The organism is Paenibacillus sp. CH40 (assembly GCF_024213605.1).
In the GTDB taxonomy this organism is placed as follows: domain Bacteria; phylum Bacillota; class Bacilli; order Paenibacillales; family Paenibacillaceae; genus Paenibacillus; species Paenibacillus polymyxa_B.
In genome coordinates this window covers 715,854-737,526 of record NZ_JANAVQ010000002.1, presented here as the reverse complement: position 1 = coordinate 737,526, position 21,673 = coordinate 715,854, and the positions used below count along the sequence as shown (strand labels likewise).

General features: G+C 41.8%; 22 protein-coding genes and 1 pseudogene. 17 read left to right on the top strand and 6 right to left on the bottom strand.

Features of this window, described 5'->3' with window-relative positions:
* Positions 1-46: 46 nt before the first annotated feature.
* From NLX73_RS09910 to NLX73_RS09900, 3 genes are all read right to left on the bottom strand, one after another.
* A complete protein-coding gene (locus tag NLX73_RS09910; RefSeq protein WP_254326021.1) occupies positions 47-1,672 on the bottom strand; it encodes an S-layer homology domain-containing protein in 1,626 nt (541 codons plus the stop codon).
* A gap of 157 nt (positions 1,673-1,829) precedes the next feature.
* A complete protein-coding gene (locus tag NLX73_RS09905; RefSeq protein ID WP_069291558.1) occupies positions 1,830-2,681 on the bottom strand; it encodes a DegV family protein in 852 nt (283 codons plus the stop codon).
* A gap of 32 nt (positions 2,682-2,713) precedes the next feature.
* Positions 2,714-3,187, bottom strand: coding sequence for a hypothetical protein (locus NLX73_RS09900; protein WP_069291559.1), 474 nt, complete (start codon positions 3,185-3,187; stop codon positions 2,714-2,716).
* A 219-nt stretch (positions 3,188-3,406) separates the two neighbouring features.
* Between NLX73_RS09900 and NLX73_RS09895 the strand changes: the two genes are divergently transcribed.
* Complete coding sequence (locus tag NLX73_RS09895) at positions 3,407-3,790, top strand: DUF423 domain-containing protein (RefSeq protein ID WP_254326020.1); 384 nt, start codon at positions 3,407-3,409, stop codon at positions 3,788-3,790.
* A gap of 107 nt (positions 3,791-3,897) precedes the next feature.
* Here the strand turns inward: NLX73_RS09895 and NLX73_RS09890 are convergent, their stop codons facing one another.
* From NLX73_RS09890 to infC, 3 genes and pseudogenes are all read right to left on the bottom strand, one after another.
* On the bottom strand, positions 3,898-4,446 hold the full coding sequence (locus NLX73_RS09890; RefSeq protein WP_069291561.1) for a hypothetical protein: 549 nt from the start codon (positions 4,444-4,446) through the stop codon (positions 3,898-3,900).
* A 365-nt stretch (positions 4,447-4,811) separates the two neighbouring features.
* Positions 4,812-5,261 (bottom strand): annotated as a pseudogene (locus NLX73_RS09885) (kanamycin nucleotidyltransferase C-terminal domain-containing protein); the annotation flags it as partial.
* 60 nt (positions 5,262-5,321) lie between these two features.
* A complete protein-coding gene (infC, locus tag NLX73_RS09880) occupies positions 5,322-5,834 on the bottom strand; it encodes a translation initiation factor IF-3 (RefSeq protein ID WP_254326019.1) in 513 nt (170 codons plus the stop codon).
* 168 nt (positions 5,835-6,002) lie between these two features.
* Between infC and NLX73_RS09875 the strand changes: the two genes are divergently transcribed.
* From NLX73_RS09875 to NLX73_RS09800, 16 genes are all read left to right on the top strand, one after another.
* Positions 6,003-6,998, top strand: coding sequence for an ABC transporter substrate-binding protein (locus NLX73_RS09875; protein WP_254326018.1), 996 nt, complete (start codon positions 6,003-6,005; stop codon positions 6,996-6,998).
* Entirely contained in the window at positions 6,995-9,043 is a 2,049-nt protein-coding gene (locus NLX73_RS09870; RefSeq protein ID WP_254326017.1) for an iron ABC transporter permease, read from the top strand. The genes NLX73_RS09875 and NLX73_RS09870 overlap by 4 nt, the downstream gene beginning before the upstream one ends.
* A 130-nt stretch (positions 9,044-9,173) precedes the next feature.
* Positions 9,174-9,485: an ArsR/SmtB family transcription factor gene (locus NLX73_RS09865; protein ID WP_061831898.1), complete on the top strand. Its 312-nt coding sequence runs from the start codon at positions 9,174-9,176 to the stop codon at positions 9,483-9,485.
* Between the two features lie 76 nt (positions 9,486-9,561).
* Positions 9,562-10,737, top strand: coding sequence for an MFS transporter (locus NLX73_RS09860; protein WP_254326016.1), 1,176 nt, complete (start codon positions 9,562-9,564; stop codon positions 10,735-10,737).
* Between the two features lie 237 nt (positions 10,738-10,974).
* Complete coding sequence (locus NLX73_RS09855) at positions 10,975-11,499, top strand: hypothetical protein (protein ID WP_254326015.1); 525 nt, start codon at positions 10,975-10,977, stop codon at positions 11,497-11,499.
* 95 nt (positions 11,500-11,594) lie between these two features.
* Positions 11,595-12,275, top strand: coding sequence for a VOC family protein (locus NLX73_RS09850; RefSeq protein ID WP_254326014.1), 681 nt, complete (start codon positions 11,595-11,597; stop codon positions 12,273-12,275).
* Between the two features lie 91 nt (positions 12,276-12,366).
* Positions 12,367-12,822: a GNAT family N-acetyltransferase gene (locus NLX73_RS09845; RefSeq protein ID WP_254326013.1), complete on the top strand. Its 456-nt coding sequence runs from the start codon at positions 12,367-12,369 to the stop codon at positions 12,820-12,822.
* Positions 12,823-13,044: 222 nt separating this feature from the next.
* Positions 13,045-14,376, top strand: coding sequence for a helix-turn-helix domain-containing protein (locus NLX73_RS09840; protein WP_254326059.1), 1,332 nt, complete (start codon positions 13,045-13,047; stop codon positions 14,374-14,376).
* A 450-nt stretch (positions 14,377-14,826) separates the two neighbouring features.
* Complete coding sequence (locus tag NLX73_RS09835) at positions 14,827-16,200, top strand: transcriptional regulator (RefSeq protein ID WP_254326012.1); 1,374 nt, start codon at positions 14,827-14,829, stop codon at positions 16,198-16,200.
* Positions 16,201-16,446: 246 nt separating this feature from the next.
* Complete coding sequence (locus tag NLX73_RS09830; protein ID WP_254326011.1) at positions 16,447-16,992, top strand: hypothetical protein; 546 nt, start codon at positions 16,447-16,449, stop codon at positions 16,990-16,992.
* 177 nt (positions 16,993-17,169) lie between these two features.
* On the top strand, positions 17,170-17,370 hold the full coding sequence (locus tag NLX73_RS09825) for a hypothetical protein (protein ID WP_028542918.1): 201 nt from the start codon (positions 17,170-17,172) through the stop codon (positions 17,368-17,370).
* A 32-nt stretch (positions 17,371-17,402) separates the two neighbouring features.
* Positions 17,403-17,948, top strand: a complete 546-nt coding sequence (locus NLX73_RS09820) for an RNA 2'-phosphotransferase (protein WP_254326058.1) — start codon at positions 17,403-17,405, stop codon at positions 17,946-17,948.
* A 307-nt stretch (positions 17,949-18,255) separates the two neighbouring features.
* Positions 18,256-19,299 (top strand): WXG100 family type VII secretion target, encoded by a 1,044-nt coding sequence (locus tag NLX73_RS09815; RefSeq protein ID WP_254326057.1) that lies wholly within the window; start codon positions 18,256-18,258, stop codon positions 19,297-19,299.
* An 11-nt stretch (positions 19,300-19,310) separates the two neighbouring features.
* Positions 19,311-19,532 carry a hypothetical protein gene (locus NLX73_RS09810; RefSeq protein ID WP_254326010.1) on the top strand — a complete coding sequence of 74 codons (222 nt, stop codon included), beginning with the start codon at positions 19,311-19,313 and terminating at the stop codon, positions 19,530-19,532.
* A 611-nt stretch (positions 19,533-20,143) separates the two neighbouring features.
* A complete protein-coding gene (locus tag NLX73_RS09805; protein ID WP_254326009.1) occupies positions 20,144-21,307 on the top strand; it encodes a WXG100 family type VII secretion target in 1,164 nt (387 codons plus the stop codon).
* Between the two features lie 13 nt (positions 21,308-21,320).
* Positions 21,321-21,572 (top strand): hypothetical protein, encoded by a 252-nt coding sequence (locus NLX73_RS09800; protein WP_254326008.1) that lies wholly within the window; start codon positions 21,321-21,323, stop codon positions 21,570-21,572.
* Positions 21,573-21,673 lie beyond the last annotated feature (101 nt).

The window sequence follows — 21,673 nt, the reverse complement described above, 5'->3', positions numbered from 1 at the left end:
AAAGCCTTCAACTTCACTTTTCATGTGAGGTTGAAGGCTTCGTATTTTATAAACCACGCTGTATAAATCGGTCTGCGTTTTTTACACTGGACCACAGATCAGAGCTGGCTCCGCCCGGATACCAGTAGGCGAAGCCAGCAAACCCAGCATCCTGTCCCAAGCGATACTTACGAGTGAAGGATCGTCCTTCCTCGAGCCACAGCTTATGAAGCTGCGTGTCTTTGTAAGACACGGCATACTGCTGAATATCCTCATTCCAGATTGGTTTGGAGCCGGAACGAGATACTAGCTGGTTTTGCTGATCTAATGAAATATCAGAGGAAGCGATTGATTGCCCGCTAGCGTTAAGCGTCCAGTTCCGTGTAAATAATGGCAACGCCAAGATCGCTTTCTCCGGATCGGTGGTTTGTACAAAACGCCGCACGCTTTCACGGAGCCATGGCAGTGAGGACACAGAGCCGGGGATCGAGCTACCTCCCCAATGCTCGTCATATCCCATCAGGATCAGATAGTCTGCCGCACCGCCAAGCTGTTTATAATCAAACGCGGCAGTCCAGTCCGTTCCGTAATCAGGAGATACACAAATCGCCAGTACCGTATTCTGACTCTTCAACTTAGCTTTTAATTGTTGGACGAACAATGTTAAATTGGCACGATCCTGACCATCTACATTTTCAAAATCAATGACAAGTCCGTTCAAACCGTACACTGATACGGCATTAGCAAGCTGAGTTATGGTTGTATTTCGTAGAACCTCACTGGACAGAATTTGGTGCGTCAGTGCCAGGTTGGAACGGTTGCCTACCATCGCCCAGATATTTTTATGATGCTGTTTGGACCAGGCAAGCAGCGACGAATTGGTATAATCGCTGATAATACCTGTTTCATTTAGAAAAAACCAACGTGGTGATAGGGTGTTGATGTTGGATTGGAGCACCGTATTTTCAAACTGCTGAACGGTTTGATCATATTGCCAGCCTATTCGGATGGAAGAAGCGGTGGAAGCAGTTTGGTTAGCATGCTTTGTTGAATACGTTAGCAGTCGTTCCAGCAATACAGCTGTTTCTTCACGGGTCAGAGAGGATGCAGGGCGGAAATAGTTACTTTCACCTTTCATAAAGCCGTAACGATTTACGGTGGTTACCGCATCAAGGGCCCAATCTGCAATTTCGCCAGTATCTGTGAAGGAGGAAGTAGCATCTCCTGATCCGCCCGAAGAGCGGATGAGACGTGCGATCATCAAGGCCGCTTCTTGACGGGTTATAGGACTATTAGGTTGGAATGTGGCAGACGTTCCCCCCTGAACGATATTGAGTTGAGAAGCCGCTTCAATCCATCCATAGTACCACGTCTTTTTGGCAACATCTTGGTAGGAGGAAACGGCCGCTTGTACAGGCTCCAGAGCGAGTGTACGGTCCAGTGCGGTAACCCATTCGGCTCTGGTAACAGCCTTTTTAGGAGAGAAGTAACCAGGTTGTGTACCATTCAAAATTCCTTTAGCGTGCAGGGAAATAATAGACTGATAGGCATAGCTGTGTGCAATATCTTGGAACGTAGCGCCGGATGCTGCTGCTGGAGCAGCTAAGTACGAAGTGAATGTTGTGAATATTGTGATGGCTGCAGTTGCTGAAAGCGTGAGCCTGGTTAACCAACGTGATCGTTTGGAACTCATACCAAATAACCTTCTTTTTTATGATAGATTGTAGACTCATATATCGTTACTCGACGAATAATACTATCAAAAAGAGGAAAGTTATTCATTGCTAAATTGCTGGAAAAATACCAAAAAACCCGCCACCTATGCGGCAACGGGTTTGATATTGGATAAACTATGCTTTTTTGGCATACATAATACCGATGGTCTGTGGACCACAATGACTGGAAATGACACAGCCTGCTGTAGTTAGCAGTACCTCTTGTGCGTTCGTTTCTTCTTTCAAGCGAGCTTGCAGCATTAGCGCGTCTTCCTCGGCCAAAGCGTGCACGACAATAATGATATCGTTATCCATCTGATCTCGTTGATTCAGTGCATTTTGCAGCATCTGATCCAAAGCTTTTTCACGTTTGCCGCGGACTTTGTAGGCAGGCGTCATTTTTCCGTCAATCACTTTGATCACCGGACGAATTTTGAGCAGACTTCCGATCAGGTTTTGCATGCCTGAACATCTTCCGCCTTTATACAGGTATTCAAGTGTATCAATGACAAATTCCGTGTCTATGAGCGGCCTGGTTTTCGTCAACATGTCTACAATCTGCTCTATCGTATTGCCGTTGGTTGCCGCACGAGCAGCTTTCATCACAAGCAGGCCAAAGCCGCACGATAAATTCAAGGAATCAAAAACCGTAACGCGGCCTTCCGGAAATTCAGAGGCAGCGAGTAGCGCATTCTGGTACGTCGATGATAGCTCGGAAGACAGACTGATATATAAAATGTCGTCCCCTTGTTCTATGTAGGGCGCAAAGGCCTGAATAAAATCCGATGGAGAAGGTGCGGCGGTACGCGGTAAATGTCCCTCGCGGCTTACACGTTGAAACAATTGTTCCGGGTGAATGTTCACCCCATCCTGCAATGCCTCATCACCAAATACTGTATACAATGGCACAATGCTAATCTCGTACTGTTGACGCCAGTGAGCAGGAACATCACTGGTACTGTCGGCAAAAATTTTAATTTTGTTCATACATTGAATCCTCTCTGTGTGATGCAGAAAAATTATAAAGATTGCACGGAGGAAGGATAGATATCCGCTGTGCTATTCGGAACGGAAAGACCGATGGCCAGAAGAGCAATAAAGCCCACAATAATAAGTGCATTAATGATTAAGCCTGTAATAGCAAAGGTTTTCTTACGGTTTTTTAACGCAATTCCAATGATACCGACCACAAGTCCGCTACAATTCAGCAACAGGCTGCCTAAAAAAATAAAAGGAAGCAATACCGTTCCGGTTTGCTGCAGAGCGACTTCCGGGTTCAACGTTTGGTATTGGCTGAAATGAGCCAGCAGATTAATGACCATAATAGCCAGAATAATATATCCGATCAGGCTGACAAGCGACATAATAAAAGAAGCAATTCCGGGACCGGAATGTTTGAGCTTGACCGGAGGCTGAAACACAGGAGCTTCTGAAAAAACAGGGTGCTCCTCAGACGCAGCAGGTTTTTGCAAATTAGGATCTTGGTAACTCATTTTTTCCACTCCTTGAACATAGTCCGAACAGGTACTAATTTTCCACAAAATAAACAAAAAAGCAAGCCATCCTACACATTACCCTTCAAAAGACAGGGTCTAATCATCCAATTCTGTATGCGGTCTGTTCACACACGCTGGCTGGTAAACTTCATACGGTTTCGATAAAATAAGAAGAACATTCGGCTAAAAGGATGAGATGAAAAGGAGTACACAAACATGCAACGAAAATGGATATTTGTGGGATCTATAATGATGATGTTGGCGGTAGCCATTGGAGCGTTCGGGGCACATATTGTGAAAGCCCGGATCGACGCGGATGCTTTGGCCGTGTATGAAACAGGTGTGAAATATCATATGATTCACGCTGTCGGTTTGCTGATCATTGCGTTGGTTGCCGGACAGTGGGGGCCTTCCAACCGTTTAAGATGGGCAGCGCGTCTGTTATTGACGGGTATCATTTTGTTTTCTGGTAGCTTGTATGTGCTAAGTTTGACTGGAATCCGTGTGCTGGGGGCTATTACCCCTCTAGGAGGCGTGTGTTTTATTGCAGGATGGGTATTGCTGGCATGGGCTGCCATGGGTCTGATGAAAGAGGATTAGAGTTCTTTTCGGATAATGCAAAAAAAGAGAATGGACAAGAAAGACGTCATGTTTTCCTGCCCGTTCTCTTTTTTTCATGCTTCGTTTTTTTTGTGAAGTATTTACATTTACGATGTGATTTCATCGATCTCATTCATTTTAAAGGAGTACACTTGCTTCTCATCTACATGATACACACTCAGCAGGCTATTATCATGATCCAGATTGAGGATGCGGCAAGGAATGCTGCGCTGTCCGCCATAGCGGTTCACGATTAACCGTACAAGCGTGTTATCTTGAATATAGCGTTTGATCCATTCATACGTACTAAGGTCTTGTTGAATTGCAGGCTTTGGCTGTACGTGGGATTGTTTGATCTCTTGAACGACTGGTGGCTTGTTCGTAATTGCGGCTGATTTCTTTTTAGAGAATTTTTCCGCGAGCGTAGCGGCTGCATTAGATGGGTTATTCACGGCCGACTGTTTTTTTAGGTACAGTGCAGCTTCAATTAAATTGCCAAGTTCGATACCGGATTGAATCCGGCTATCCGCAATTTGTTCATTTTGGCTCAAGAGATTAAGCAGGAACTGAAGGGCCTCTACGTTCGAACGACCTTTAACTAATACATCTACATTAAATAAATAACTGGTTTCGTCTTGATTTGATTCCTTTTGCATACATCCTCCAGCCCAAGCCATGGGTAATTAGTCTTTTATAGTACCTATCAATATATCATTAAAACGTAATCTATCATAGTGCCTAAGGCCCTGTTGTTGGATATTAACAAAAATAAAATCTATATAAAGCCCTATGCGTAATATTTTCTCAGATAAGCAAAGCCAGAGTTACATATACAGAGAATAAAGGAGGTAGGGGGTGAAATCAAGTAGTTTAAATTTTAAATATATTACAGTGGGAAAATATAACGAAGCAGTATCATCCATCCAGAAGAAAAGTAAAATCCCCCTTAACGAAAAGGGGAGGGGGCATATCAAAAACATATATTATAGTAAGCGCAATTAAAGCAATTTTATTTTCGATTAAACTCATACATTTCACCTACAAGCACTTCGTTGATGGCATGCCTGAAATCTTCCTTTGTTGGGAATTCGGCCGCTTCCTTTAATATAGAAAAAAAGTTTTTAGGATCATACAGACGAAGTGGGGAAAAGAAGGGTCCATGTGTCAACGGCCAATCGCCCTCAACAGTAGAGGCAATTTTAACAAGAATGTCTGAACTACAGACGTTCACCTCAGCTTTCCAGGGCCCTGCCGACCATTCATGGCTAAATTCTACGGGGCCGTTTGGTTCACTCAGTACGCAAAACATTTCAATGTCCGAAAAAGGGCCGTCAGTACCTTTGGCAACAGATCCATAGACCCCTATAGCCAGAATTTTGTCTCTGTATACTTCATGTAACCTCGCAGCTATTTCGTGGCAAGTCTGAAGTCTCTCACTTCGAGAAATGTTGACAGGTCCATTCATGTCCATTAGTGACCTCCCTCTGTTTCCTACGGTCTAAGTGACTTGTCCAATTTACGGATTCGCCATTCAGCGCGGGTTTAATTTCACTTGTGAGCCCTTGCCGCCCGTCTGGATTCCAGTTTCCTTCACCCCGGCTTCCTTCAGATCGACCAGTAGCCGCTCTAGTACCGCTTTGGCGACGGGTGCTTCTTTTGCTCCAGACGCTTTAACGACTAACTGCACCGGTTTGCCGGAACGCAGATGTTTGTCTGCCTGACGCAGCTTCGTGTCGTAATCATGCTCCTCAATATGAGCAGTGAAGCGAAGCTCCTTGACCTTTTCTTTGCCGCTGTTTCTTGCGGCTCGGCCGACATTTTTGCTTGCTGCGGTTTCTTTTTGCGCCAGCGCTTTTCCTTTGCCCTTTGCGACCAAGCTACAGGGCGGTGGACTGCTCATGAGTGAGCTACATACCAGGTCCACCCCTTGGGATCGGGCCATAGCCAAGGCTTCTGACTTGGAGACAACGCCGAGCTTCTCTCCCGCGAGTCCAGTGAGTACCACTTCGTCAGCTTTAATTTGCTCGTTGATTAATACTGCCACGTAAATGTAGCCTCCCTTAAACAATGATAAAGCTATCATATACGGAACCTGTTTGTGATTCAATTTTAGATTTATCCGTATTGACAAAAGTCACTAACCCCTATAATCTTTTACTGATAATGATTATCATTTTCCGAAGCAATATACATACAGGGGTGACTGAGAGAAATGAAAAAGATGTTGAATAGCCTATTATTATTTGTAGTTTTTACTATTGTATTGGCGGGCTGCGGTACAGCTGGGGATAGCTCGAAGACGGAAGGTACTGCAGGGTCTGAGAAGACATCCACAACGGCTGGTCCGGTTACGGTTAAGGACGACCACGGGGAAGTCAAGCTGGACAAGCCAGCGGAACGTGTCGTGGTACTCGAATGGACGTTTACCGAGGACCTCATTGCACTTGGCGTACAGCCGGTCGGCAATGCAGACAATGAAAACTACAAGCTGTGGGTAACACCGGAGGCGAAGCTGGCTGATACCGTAACTGATATCGGCACACGGGGCGAACCGAATCTAGAAGCGATTGCGGCGCTCAAGCCGGATCTTATTATCTCTAACGCCGATAACAATGCAGCGATCTATGCGCAGCTTAAAGGAATTGCACCAACGATAGAATTCGATCCTTACAAGGGGAACGGCTATGATTACGACCGTATGGTTGAAATCTTTAAGCAAGTGGCTGTAGCTACCGGTAAAACGGGACAGGCTGATAAGGTCCTAAGCGAACTTGACCAGCACTATGTAGATGCAAAGGCTACATTGGAGAAGGCGGGCAAAGCAGACTTTCACTATGCGCTGACACAGGCCTTTACAGCTCAAAATGCTGCCAGTCTACGAATGTTCAAAGAAAATTCGGTTGTAGTGGGAACGCTTGCGAAAATCGGCATGGTGAACGACTGGAAGTCGGACAAGACCGAGAAATACGGGTTTAGCACCGTTGGCATTGAAGCTCTTCCAGCTGTACAGGACAGCAATTTTATCTATATTACACAAAAGACGGACGATGTATTTGGAGCCGCGATGAAGAACAACTCGGTATGGAACGGACTGAACTTTGTCAAAGAAAAACGTACCTATCCGCTGGACGGTACAACATGGACATTCGGTGGTCCTATCTCATCCAAAGTACTGGTTGATCAAGTAGTTGGAGCTCTGACGAAATGACCCGAACAGACACAACGGGTTTATCGAAGACTTGGCGTGTAGGAAGCATCTTTGGGGGCGGATTGATCGTCCTCATCGTGCTTTTTTTTGTAAGCTTGTGTTATGGAGAGGCTTCAATCCCGCTGCATACAGTAATTGAGGCGTTGACCCAGCGTCAGAATACGCTTGATCATAACATGGTGTGGGATCTCCGAATGCCGCGTACGGTCATCGGAATCCTAGCAGGTGGTGCGCTGGCCATCGCCGGTGCTCTGCTCCAGGCCATCACCAAAAATCCGCTGGCGGCTTCTGATACACTAGGAATTAACGCTGGTGCCTACTTTGTGGTCGTCCTTGGCGCGGTGATGTTTCCCGGATTGCTGCATCAGGCGCCGTTTCTATTTGCCGCTGTCGGCGGCTTGCTTGCAGCGGTACTCGCTTACTTCATGGGCGGGGGACGAGCTGGAAGTCCGATTCGGTTGGCGCTTGCCGGCTTGATTGTATCCATGGTTCTCGGTTCGTTTACCGGAGCTTTGCATATCTTTTATTCATTTGAAACCCAGGGACTGTTTCTCTGGGGTTCTGGCTCGCTTGTGCAAAACGACTGGAGCGGAACAACTTACGCCTGGCCCTGGGTCGTAGGACTCTCGGTCATTGCCGTTCTGCTGTCAAGGCAGTTTGATGTCCTGGATCTGGATGAGTCCACATCCACGTCACTCGGGCAAAAGGTTAGCTTGACCCGGGCGGTGGGAATTGTATTGGCTGTCCTGCTGTCAACCATTACAGTCAGCGTCATTGGACCCATTGGTTTTGTGGGTTTGGTAGCTCCGCATTTGGTGCGCTTAAGCGGTCTAAAAATGCATCGTTGGGTGCTGCCCGGTTCCTTCCTCTGGGGGGCATTGCTGTTGACGGGCGCTGACGTGCTGGCGAAAATGGTCCACCAATCAAGCATGGACCTGCCGACCGGAGCAGTGATGGCCTTGATCGGTGCTCCTTGGTTAATTTGGCTGATTCTGTGGAAAATGAAGCTGCCTTCTGGTATTAGCGGGCAGTCTTCCATGAACATAGGTGTGCGCTCTCGGAAATTACCGTATGGCAGGCTGGTCACGTTGTTTGGATGCGGTGCCGTGCTGTTGACTGTATTCAGCCTGATGTTTGGAGGGATGCGAATTCCTGTCGGCGATCTATTATCCGGCCTGTTCGGCGGTGAGAACGCAAATTCGGCCTTGCTGCAGTTTAGAATTCCGCGCACGTTGGTGGCAGCCGGGGCTGGTATCGCGCTTGCGGTCAGCGGTGTCTTGATCCAATTAGCCGTTCGTAATCCCTTAGCGGATGCCTCGATCATTGGTGTTTCTTCAGGGGCTGGCTTTGGTGCGCTTGCAGTGATTATCGTTTGGCCTGGGCTACCTGTTTATATGCTGCCCATCGCGGCGATTGCCGGAGCGACGGTGTCGGCGGCGGTGATCTTCTTTTTATCATGGAACAAGCACCTAAACCCGTCTGTGGTCATCCTACTTGGGATTGCTGTATCAGCGATCGGAGCAGCCGGCATTCAGGTACTGATTATCCAAGGCTCGCTTTGGGGCAGCACAGGCTATATTTGGCTGACGGGTAGTACCTACGCTCGAAACTGGGGGCAGGTGGCGACGATTCTGGCTTTTCTGCTCGTGTTGTTGCCAATAGCCTGGTGGCTAGCTCGCCGCTTCGATCTTTTGGTGTTTGACGATAGCAGCGCCATGGGACTGGGACTTCCGGTGCGCCGCACCCGGCTGCTGGCCATGGCAGTGGGTGTGCTGCTGGCGGGCGGAGCGGTGGCCTGTGTGGGTACAGTTGGCTTCATCGGGCTGATTGCTCCGCATATCGTGCGTACGTTGATTGGGCACCATGTACGCCGCTCCATTGTTCTGTCGAGCCTCTTGGGAGCAGTAATGCTGGTGCTGGCTGATACGATTGGCCGGACAGTGCTTGCGCCGACCGAAATTCCTTCCGGATTGCTGATCGCACTGATCGGTGCACCGTATTTCCTGTACTTGATGTATCGCTCCAATAAGAGTAAGTCAGTGTAGTTAAATATATACTTGAACAGGCTGCTTCCCAACGGATTTTGCGTGGGAAAGCAGCCTTAATTATTAATTCTTCTACGTAATCACTGGACTTTATATTTACAAATCTAATAAAATAGATATAATGTTTTATATGGAACCGTCATTGATTTATAAAGCATTGTCAAACGAAACTCGTCGTCTAATTATGCTGTGGTTAAAAAAACCAGAAGAGTTTTTTGATGAACAGGCTTATCTAAAACAAGGGCTTAATTTTCAAATTGGTGTATGTGTGGGAGATATTCAGGCTAAATCGGGACTTGCGCAGTCTGTGATTTCAAGTTATTTATTAACGATGCAAAAATCCGGTTTGTTAGAGTCTGAGCGTATTGGGAAGTGGACGTACTATCGTCGGAATGAAAAAACAATCCGGGAATTTGCCGAGTACGTTCAAAAGGAACTATAAACTGAAAGGAGGTTTTTTTTCACATAACATATCTACAAATCTATATATATAATTAAATTGGAGGCTTATACTAAAAATGAAAAAGGTTAACCCGTTACTTATTATCATTCTGGCTTTAGGCGTATTCGGCATTATTACAACGGAAATGGGGATTATAGGCGTTCTTCCTCAAGTAACTCAAAAATTCAATGTATCAGCTGCTCAGGCGGGTTGGCTCGTCAGTATTTTTTCTTTAGTTGTTGCCATTTCAGGTCCGTTCTTGACCTTACTCGTTTCCGGCATGAATCGTAAAGTCATTCTATTAACCGCTGTATTCAGTTTTGTCATTTCTAATATTGTCTATGCCTATACCACTCATTTTGAGGTCATGCTCATTTTTCGTGTTCTTCCTGCTATTTTTCATCCTGTCTTTTTTTCGGTCGCTCTCGTGACTGCATCTCATCTTGTCCCCCCTGAAAAGAGTAGTAAAGCCGTCACCAAGGTTTTCGCTGGAATTACAGTAGGATTTGCGTTTGGCGTGCCTTTGACTTCCTATCTTGCTGATAAGATATCGTTAGAAGCTGCTTTCTTGTTTGGAGCTGTCGTAAGCATGATTGCATTTGTGGGAATACTCGTATGGCTTCCTTCCCTGCCCGTTCAGGAAAAGATGTCTTATGGCAAACAGCTTGGTATATTACGTAAACCTCAATTGTGGTTCAACATTGTGACTGTTATTTTTATCTTTGCAGCTATGTTTTCGGTGTATAGCTACTTTGCCGAATATCTTGGAGAAGTAACTCTTATGAACGGGTCATGGATCAGTATGATGTTGATGGTCTTTGGAATCGTCATGATTTTTGGAAACTTTTTATTTGGAGGATTATTACATAAAAATCTGACCAAGACCGTCATCATGTTCCCATTGCTATATATGGTCATTTACGTATTCACTTATGCTCTGGGAGCTTCTTTCCTACCGATGGTTGTGGTTGTACTCATTTGGGGGGCCGTGCATTCCGGGGGGCTAATTATTAGTCAAACATGGTTAACCACTGAAGCAAAAGAAGCTCCAGAGTTTGGTAACAGTCTGTTTGTCTCATTTTCTAATCTGGGTATTACGATAGGGGCTGCTATGGGCGGGTGGTTTATCTCTCACTTGGGAATACATCAGCTCATCTGGAGCGGAATGATGTTTGCACTGCTAGCGTTTTTATCTATGATTATAAAAATAAAATTGTTCAATTCGAATGCAACGGAAGTCAACGTGCGTTAAAATATGGAGAGATATTAGAAGAGTACTCTAGAAGATGATGACCATAAAATGATGCATGGGGTGATGTTGATTGAATTTCGTATGGACTTCGATCTTAATGACATTAGTAATCGTTATCGGGATTTTGGCGTTGCTCATTTGGGGAGTGATATCCTTAATTAAGCGTTTTCGCTAATCGCAATGAAGGGGTAGGCATCTCTATGTGTTGAATTTATATTATCTAACTGGGAGGAATAGATGAATATTCGAATGTATCACGATCTGGAGGCTCAATTGGAAGAGGAAATTTGGGCTCTTGGTGAGGAAGTAGCTCATATACTCCCATTAGATAGCAAATTAGCTGAGGAAAAAGCACAGAAGGCTTGGGATCTAATACCTGAACCTAAGTATACATGGGGCATTACAGGTGTAACCTTGCATCAATACGTTCAAATTCTCAATTATAACGGGCATACTCAGCGATCAGTAGAGCTTTTAAATGAGGAGATTTTAGATTTGGAAGGTGCAGGGTACCGGATTATACATGCTGAACCTTATATTCAGATGGCGGAAACACTTCTTCATCAGAGCAACCCTGTATTAGCTCATGAATATCTCCAGAAGGCATACTTGATTGGAAATGCAAGAGCATTTCGGGACCAGCCCAAGCTTTATCAAGAAATGGCGAAAAGTAAATCTCTGGATGAACAGGATATACTACTTCAATTTGCGGCGTTGGATGTGAACGCCAAACTTCTAAGCGATTTAGAGGATAATCAATAACCAATGTAATGGTCCTATACAGTCCTAGACAAAATGCCAATTTGGGTACGTACAGATAATGGGCTTATCAATTATTTATGAGGAGGACGATTGCATTGAAATTAAAAGAAGTGCTCTTAGGCACACACAGTTTCGAAGCGATGAAAGCTTTTTACGGCTCTCTCTTGGATTTGCAGGTTGTGGAGGAAGGTTCTTCGCGGTTGTCGTTTCAAGTAGGGGAATCGGTTCTTGCTTTTCAGGAATCTCCCCATATGGAAAACGAATTTTATCATATTGCGGTTACGATTCCAACGAATAAATTCATAGAAGCAAAACAGTGGGCCATCGACCGTGGAATTTCATTGATTTCAAGACCCCAAGAAGAAGATGAGTTTTTTTTCGAAAACTGGAATGCAACAGCGCTTTATTTCTATGATACAGATCATAACCTTGTTGAATTCATTGCCCACCATACACTCGATAATGCAGTCGCTGAAGCTTTCGGACCCAACTCTATACTTCGTATAAGCGAGATTGGTCTTCCGGTCGATGATGTTCCAGAGGTATCTAGAATAATTACCGAAACGTTCCAACTTAATTCATGGGGAGGGGCTGGACAGAAATTCGCGCCGCTAGGGGATGTAGAAGGATCATTTATAGTCATAGACAAGCAACGGCCTTGGTTTCCTGATGATAGGCTTCCGACCGTGTTCAGCATCAGTGTCTTGTTTGAAGGTCCACACTCTGCCAGTCTTTCACTGCATAATGGTTTGTATGAATTGAGATCAGACGGATAGTGCTTCCCATCTCCACCACCCCCGGATTTCTGGAATAAAGCTTATGATGGGGTGGAAATCCGGGGATCATAATACATACAGGAGAGAATATATGAAAATTAGACTACTTAATTCAAATGAAAAATATCCAATAGAGCTCTTGTTACTAGCTGATCCTTCGCACCAACTTGTTGAGGAATACTTAAAAAGAGGGGAGTGTTATGTAGCAGAGATTGACCAACATATTGTTGGAGTCTATGTTCTTTTACCTACAAGACCTGAAACAGTTGAGTTAGTGAATATAGCAGTATCAGAAGATATGCATGGTAAAGGAATAGGCAGACAATTAGTAACACATGCAATTGAAACAGCCAGGGCACAAGGTTATAAAACGATGGAAATGGGTACAGGAAACTCTAGCATTGGGCAGTTAGCTCTCTACCAAAAATGTGGGTTCAGAATTGTTGGTGTAGATCTAGATTTCTTTGTCAGACACAACTATCTAGAAGAAATTTATGAGAATGGCATACAGTGTAGAGATATGATTCGTATGTCTCAGGATTTATAGAGCTTAAATTCTTTGCAAGCCCATCAAAGGTATCTTAAGTAAGGTTCTGAAAGGTATATGATATTGTGCCAAAAGATGGTACAATAAATTGCGGAAAGGCTATACAATCATTGGATTGCAATAGTCCTTTTTTAATAAGTTGATATCCTACTAAGTTCCTGATAAGGGGTGGTTACTTTGTACAACACAACAACCACGATACTCACAGAGATAACAAAACATATGAAAGATAATGATTTAATCCTAAGTGATTTAGCTAGAGAGGCAGAAATGAATCCGGGCACCATGAGCAGTATTATTAATGGGAACCGCACTCTTTCAGTGGATCAGCTAGACCGAATTACAAAAGCAATGGGGCATACCGTTGGCTATTACTACGAACGGTATGTGTCTGAGTATTTAACAGAGGCTAATCCGAATTGGCGTCGAATGAGTCCTTTTATACATAATTGTGCGAAATTAAACAAACTGGACTGCATTCATGATGTGGTCAATCTATTGATGGATAAGTTGGGCTATTCAGAATCCTTATTTGAGCTTGCTGAAGAATTATTTCATGAAAAGATGTACCAAGCGGCAGCCATACTTTATGAAAATGTAGCTTTAAGTGAGAAAAAACAATACTCAGAACGCCTCGCTATGTGTCAGTACCGCTTGTTCCATACGAGGCAAGGAGACAATCAAGAGAAAAATTATGAGGCGGCAGTTCAATTTGAAATATATGTTGAACGACTAGATGAGATAGATCAGTTAGAAGCGTTAAAAGATTTGGCGAATACATACCGTTCGTTACGTAAATGGGACAAAGTAGAACTGTTCGCTAAAGCTTTGGGAGACAAAGCTAAAATTCAATACAAATTGGAACAACAGCGGCATCATGTGAAAAAAGAAAATTCAAAGAAACCAAGTTTTCCTCTGTTTGCTTATTGGGCATTCTCACATTTACTTCGTGCAGAAGCTTGTGAAGCGAGGAAAGACTATGAGCAAGCACTCCAGCACACTTATGCTTATGCCGATTTAAGTTGGGTGAAAGATACGGATGAAACTGCTTTGAAGTGGAAGAGGCAGTATGAAGAGTGGGCTGTGGGGAATACCTATTTGAATAAGATTCTTGCAGGCGAGATAAACGTTCTATCTGATTATGTAGTTTATATTTCATCAAGAAAAGATGAGATTCTTCCGGCACTTGATATTATCGTCGATTCGGCTAATAGATACCACATTGATGTAGATGATATTTTAAAGCAATTCAATGAGGACATTTCATCTTTTCTGGAGCAACAGAAAGTTGAAAGCTTTTATACTAGACGATTCATAACAGAACGTTTTATGCATTTTTCGAAGGAATTATCAGTCTACTATTTGACCAAAGGAAGATTTTCTGATGGTTTTAAATTTTTAATAAGTTGTTTGGAAAAATCTACATTAATCAATAATAAATCGTATATAATTAAGTGTATGCGGCTGTATGAGTCTTATCGAGAGCATGCATCAACTGAGATAAAGACAGCGTACAGAAATTTGATTAATGAGGTGGAAAAGGATGAAACATAAAATAATTTTAACCGTACTGGTAACGAGTTTTATGTTATTGACAATAGTATTCCCTCGAGCAGGCTATCAAGACATTGAACATGACTATCAACCTGCACAGCATGGGGAAATGTAATTATTTCTAACAGGAAAAATATGTTTGGTATTTAAAGTAATTAAATGATATATATTGCTAAATTCAATGGATAATGGAACAGGCTAGATGGAATGATCCGTCTAGCCTTTTTATTGCGTGTTTTGCTGTATATAAGCAATATGAGGAAATCTTCTTTTGAGAAATATATGTAAAAAGTGCAAAAATGTTATGTGTGCTGTTGTAAACAACTGAAGGGTATATGACTTTGTTCCAAAAGAAAATGATGGGCTAAAGTAATTCTTACTAACTGTTTCTCATTACATGGTTAAATTATGTATCATATGCCGAGTCTACGTTGAAAGGGTGGTTTATCTATGGAGATCACACCTACGATTAGAGCAGAAGTTCAAACCTATCTGATAAGAAAAAGCTTAACCATGACCGAGTTTGGTCACATTATTGATTTGAATGTAGGAACAGTTAGTGGCATTGTGACGGGCAACCGACCTATTTCTGTTCACCAGCTAGATCGGATCACTATGGGAATGAATTTACCATCGGATTATTTTTATGAACGTTATATTGATGAATGTATTGAAGAAGAACCGCTTAACTGGCGAAGAATCAGCCCTTTTTTGTACCGGTGCGCGGAGTTAGGGCGACTTGATTGCTTGCGAAGAGTTGTAGGTATGTTGCTAGATAATCCTGTTTATCTTCCTTCACTTTTTGAAGTAGCCGAGGATTCTTATAAAAAAGGTTATACTGAAGCAGCGGCGTTCCTTTATGAAAATGTAGCAGAAGGGGAAAAGTATCAGTATTCAGAACGATTGGCGGTTTGCCAGTATCGATTGTTTACGATTCGTATTGGAGACGATCAAGAGAAAAACTATGATACAGCCATTCAATTTGAGCCTTACGTTGATCGATTAGATGAGGTAGATCAGTTAGATGCCTTAAAAGACTTGGCGAATACATACCGCTCGTTACGAAAATGGGATAAAGTAGAACTATTCGCTAAAGCAATGGGAGACAAGGCAAAAATTCAATACAAACTGCAACAAAAGCGGCATCATGTACACAAAGACAATTCGAAGAAACCAAGCTTCCCACTGTTTGCTTATTGGGCATTTTCTCATTTGCTTCGCGCACAAGTCTGTGGTGAAAGAAAAGATTATGAACGGGCGTTTTATCATATCAAAAAATATGCTGATCTAAGTTGGGTAACAGATACTGATGAAGAAACATTGAATTGGAAAAATAAGTATGAGGATTGGGCGGTAGTAAATACGTATGTAAATAAGCTTCTTTCTGGCGATAAGAGCGTTCTATCTGATTATGTAACTTATATTTCTTCAAGAAAAGATGAGATTCTTCCCGCACTTGATATTATGATTGAGGCAGCTAACCGATACCATTTTGATGTAGATAATATTTTAAAGCAATTCGAAGAAGAAATCATCTCCTTTCTGGAGCAGAAAAAAGTTGAAGGATTGTATACTCAACGATTCACAACGGAGCGATACACTCATTTCGCAAGGGAATTGGCGATCTATCTTTTGCGCAAGGGGAGGTTTTCAGAAGGCTTCACATTTTTGTGTAGCTGTTTGGAAAAGTCTGCTGAAGCTAATAATAGAATACAAGCAATCAGATGTATGAGGTTGTTTACACATTTTAAAGAACATGCATCTGCTCATACGAGGGCAGTCTACGGAAATCTGATTAAAGCGGTTAACGAAGATGAAGAGTAAGCTGATTAAACTATTCTCAAAAAGGTTAGATGGAATTATCCGTCTAGCCTTTTTCATATCGTTTGTTTTGCTCTACATAAATAAGCTTCTAGAAGTGACTTAGCTTGGACTTTTATCTGTCAAATGCTTATTCGATCATTGGAAGATTATATAATGTGGAAAGTAGTATTTAAATAACAAGACATATTGCCTATTCCCTTCATTTCCCTTATGATAATTGCACTACTACCAAAGAAGGAGATACATATGAAGAAAGCTATTCTACTACTATTAATGTTTGCTATCTTAATTCCATCACAAGTATTAGCAGCAAAAGCTACAAAAGCTATGTCAACAAGTGAAATCGAAAAAATATACTTTGAGGATTACAAAGGTCGTGTCAAAGAAATTAGAATTGCACAGAAGCATCTAAATGCTGTTCTGGGGGCAGAAGTTCGTGAGCTAACTCAGAGATTAAACCAAGCATCTGCGCGCTATAAAAACGAAGTGAAAAATAAATCTAGTAAAGTGGTAATAGCTCAAGCCAAGGCTGATTGTGATAAATTAAAGAAGCAGCTCGGCGTGGCTAAGGTGGAACTAAATAAAACAGTTAAAAATTATAAAAAAGAAAGCGAACAAGCATTAAAGGATATTGCAAATCAGAAAGCAGAGCTTATAAAATTCATTAAGAATCACACAGCAGGAAAAGATAAACTTACAGAGTCTCAATTTAGCAAGCAAGTTAATGGAGGTATTATGTCGATTGACGGCTCATTTACTGGCATTTTAAAAATGTTGACGGAAGCTGAATAATGATGAGTAAAGGCAGCAGGTATCACCTGTTGTCTTTTTAATTAGGCTTAGAATGGAAGTTATTGTTGACCGACTTTGGATTGCTGTGGAATGGGGACAAAGAGGATATATGGATATGGATGAAATAAATTTGTTCGTTTTTATATAATGAAGTACGATTAGCGAGGAGAAAAATGTATGAATCGTAAGTTTTTTATCATGGCTTTGATAAGAGGTATTTTCGGGTATTTCCCTTGTGGGCTGGGTGTTGCAGTATTATTGGAGGCTTATAGCAGATATAGTCTAAGAGGTTTTTTAATTGGAGCTACATTTTTCCTTATCGGGGGATTGGTGCTTTACTTCACAAGACGCTATGAATCATCAGATTGGTTACTATAGATAAAGCAAATATTCATTAGAAGGAGTATATGATGTTATCACCAAAACAAGAAGAGAGCCTTAGTAAATTTATGAGTAAAATTCTTAGGCATACACCAGAACAGTTTGGAATTAAGTTGGACCATGAAGGTTATTGCCACGTGCAAGACTTAATTTCAGCAATTAAATCAGAGAATAGATGGTCGGATATAGGAGAAGCAGGGATTGATCAAGTCGTAACTAATTGTCCAAAGAAGCGATACCACATGGTAAATGGATACATACGAGCGAACTACGGGCACAGTGCAGGAAGATTAGATTACAAAGAATCCATTCCGCCAACTGCTCTTTATCACGGAACAAATAGCAAAGTAGTTGATAAAATTATTACCGAGGGAATTAAACCAATGGGGAGAAAATATGTTCATCTATCTGAGACACTTGAATTTGCAACATTGGCAGGTAAGAGACGTGGTGAATTAGTCATTCTTGAAGTCGATACAGTAAAAGCGCTGGATAATAATGTGAAGTTCTATATCGCTAACAATGGTGTTTGGCTTGCCGATTTTGTGCCTCCACAATATTTTAAAAAAATTTAACACTGATATTTTCGTTTATATTAAAAAGTCAGTTGCATTACTTGAATCTGTTAGTGAATCTATTATTTCTATAAAATTGGAGGCTATCAAAAGAGTGGAGTCAAATAATTTACTTTGCAAGGCATTTATACAATACTTTTGACATAGTAAATTCGTTTATATCAGTCCATTTATCACATAGTATAAAAGGAAATTTCAGGATAACAGGTGGATATCCCTAAACATCTCCTTCTGATAAGATTATTTCCATCTAAATTAAAATGGACGTGATCAATTGGGGAGAATATTGGTTCCACCTGATAAGCTAATGGAAGTGGCTGACCAGTTCTTGCATGGTAAACACGAAATGGAACGTATGTTAAATTTACTGAATGGAAGAATTGATTTTGTCCAACAAGGTTGGTCTGGTGCTACCCGAGAGAGGTTTTTCCAAGATTTTCAGGTCTCTAGACAATCCATGGGCGTGACACTTGAACGACTTTCTACGGTTGCACAAGAACTCATTTTTATTTCAAAAAACTTCACACAGGTAGATGGAGAAAAAGTTGTACTGGATGTGCAGGGGAATGGTGTGCCTGTTAAAACGGCATCAAGCGGCGAAGGTTGGCTACATAAAATTTTTGAACAGATCGGAAAAGCGGAGATCACCAAGGCTGAAGCCCAGATGGAAGCTAGCAAGCTTCAAGGAGAAATTCTCTGGGATACGGCTCAGGGAGCAAAAGGAGCCATTCAGGAAGATTTAACCTTGGGGATGCTGCCCGACAAAGACCGTAATTATGATCATCCTATGGCTGCTAAAGTAGGCGAAATTCTTGGTCACGTAGCTACAACATTGCAGGGAGCTGGTGAGGTAATCGTTGGAACAGGTGGAGAAGGATTATCAGTTGCTGTTTCATCCACGGGAGTTGGTAGTATTATCGGAATACCTGGATTGATTGGCTCAGCAGCTTTAGCGGCACATGGAGGTACAACCGCAGTTAAAGGCGCAAGCGGAATAGGGAAGAGCTCAGCGGAATTGTGGCAGATGGCGAAAGGTGAAGGTGGAGGTTCAGCTAAACAGACACTTACTTCCAACAAGGGAACGTCGATAGATGTTACTCCTTCATCAAATCATACAAGTACGACAACGAATCCACATCCAGCTAAAGGTGAACCTAACTCATCAATTGATATTCTGGATAAAAATACAGGTGAGATAAAAACAAGAAGATATTATGATGAAAATGGAAGGGCTATACGCGATGTAGACTACACGAATCATGGAAATTCAAAGCAGCATCCAGAGTGGCCTCATGAACATGTTTTTGAATGGAAAGAAGATGGGACATTTAAAAGAGTTAACAAGAAGTAGGAGGGACTGTTTTGGAATACAATGAATTGGTGGAACGTTTTGAAATGGGAGAAGAGTTTCAGTTCTACTATAAAAATGATAGCTATTGGATTAGCCAGAATGAAGAAGAGTACTTTCTTACTCGTGAAAAGGACAGTTTTTCGCAATCATTTGAATCAGCAAGAGAGTTGTTCATTAATGGGAAGATTGATGATAAGACTATTCTAGAGTTGTGGGATAGCATAGAGATTTAAAAAAGTACAATTTGAGCCTGCTCCTTAACAATAAAAACGGGAGTGGGCCTTTCTACATAGTTAGCCAATCTGACTAAAGGAGGATGAAATTTACAACCACCTTGCTTCAAACGAAGGTGCGTCAAATTCAAATTACCATGCCCCAATATCAAACATTACAAGTTGTTGAGCTAGGATAAGGGAATCAAGCAGATGAACAAAATGTCCCTATAAAAGATACTACCGATATTGGAAAAGCGTAAATCGTAGTTTTTATTCATAGAAAAACACCTCGAATGAATTTGATTTTGATCTCGCATTCTCCATTCTCGGTGTGCACGTTCAAGTCTAAACCCATAAGCCTCATTATTTGACTCAGCAAAAAACGAAACCCAATATTGTTCAGGAACTCGGTATCACGAAACAACAGCTACATAACTATAAAAAACTCCTAAAGTTGATTCCTGAGTTACAGGATATGTTTGAAGATCAGGAGTTGAAAGCGATGACTACAAGCTTGTGGTCATAGGTATAAAGTTATCTTATTTCACATAACAATTAGGAATTAAGTTCGTTTTCCATAAATCGGAATAATGTTACTATGTCATAACGAACTCTAACAGAGGTATATTATGACAACAATTAAAGTGACACCTGAGCAACTTATGACTGCCTCCAAGCAGTTTGAGTTAGCACAGCAAACGGCAACTCAAATGAATAGTAATTTAGTACAACAAATTTCATCTATGGGGCAATTGTGGGAAGGACTGACTAAAGAGCACTTTTACTATTCCTTCCAAACCTCTCAGAAGAATATGAATGACTTTGTTACCTTGACGGATTCTATTGCTAGGGAATTACGTCACTATGCAGATAAATTCAGATTAGCAGATTTGATGGAAGCAGGTAACATTGACGCAAGTTGTTTACCACCTCCACCTAATTCATGTGCTGTTCCTGCTCCAGATACACGAAATGCATTCCAGAAATCAGTAGATAGCTTAACTGAACTAGGTCAGGATTTTGTAGACGCTAATTCAGTACGCTATGAGAAAAAGTTTGATTCAGTTTGGAGCTTCTTAGATTATATGTCGTATGGTATTCCAAAAGGAATGTATCAAGGATACATGGAACGGGCAGCTAAACAAAACAATTCATGGAATGACATGCTCAATTTCGGTACATTTGGAGTAACAGGTATGATTCAAGGGGCATTTAATCCAAACAATGCCTGGTCAAAGGAACACTGGGCTAATATGATCGGTACAGCTGGATTATTTGGAGGAGTTAGTTCAGTAATCAAGCCTAAAATTGGTTTGAAATCATCTATTAAGTATGAGATTCCGAAGAATAATACGAATTCGAAATTGCGTAATTCAATAGAATCTGAACCTAAAACAGAAGTACAAACAGGTGGAAGAAACGATCTTTCAATTGATGAATATTTTCGTAGAGAAGCTGAAGCAGATGAGATGTATGATCAAATCAGAGCGTCTGATAGTGATGTAAGAGCAATAGCTGAAAATTCTGGAATGAAGGAAAGTAGAGTTCAAAGAATCAAAGAACACGTTTTCATAAATGAACATATAAAGTCGAGTGGTTATGAAAGATTTCATTCTGATTACGAAATAGCTCAAGCATGGGATAGATTACAAAAAGGATTACAAACAGAAAAAGATATGGATTTGCTTAATCATGAATTGTTTGAATCCAGATTTGAGGGTATATTTAAAACAGACTATGAGACTGCTCATAAAGCTGCGGTAAGGTCGGGTCGTCCATGGGAAATAGAATAGAGGAGATTTTATAATGGGAGCATTTGTTTTACTTTTTAAAGAGCATGAGGATGAGAATATAGTTATTTATAGATATGGCCCAAATGAACACATTATGGGGAAAATTCAATTGAACAAAGAGACTAAGCTATTCTCTGAAATTGAACCTTTACCAGATCCGAGTCATTCAAATAAATTTTATTTTGATAGGGCTGCACAGCGGATGGCACGTTGCTTCGTTAAAGAAGGTGGTATATTTCCCGAAAAGTTGACATTTGAATCATAAAGTAGCTTCAATAATACGAACCGAGCTTGCTCCTTTAACAGTAAAATGGGAGCAAGCTTTTTTCATAGTAATTTATCTGATAAAGAAGATAACTTGCATGT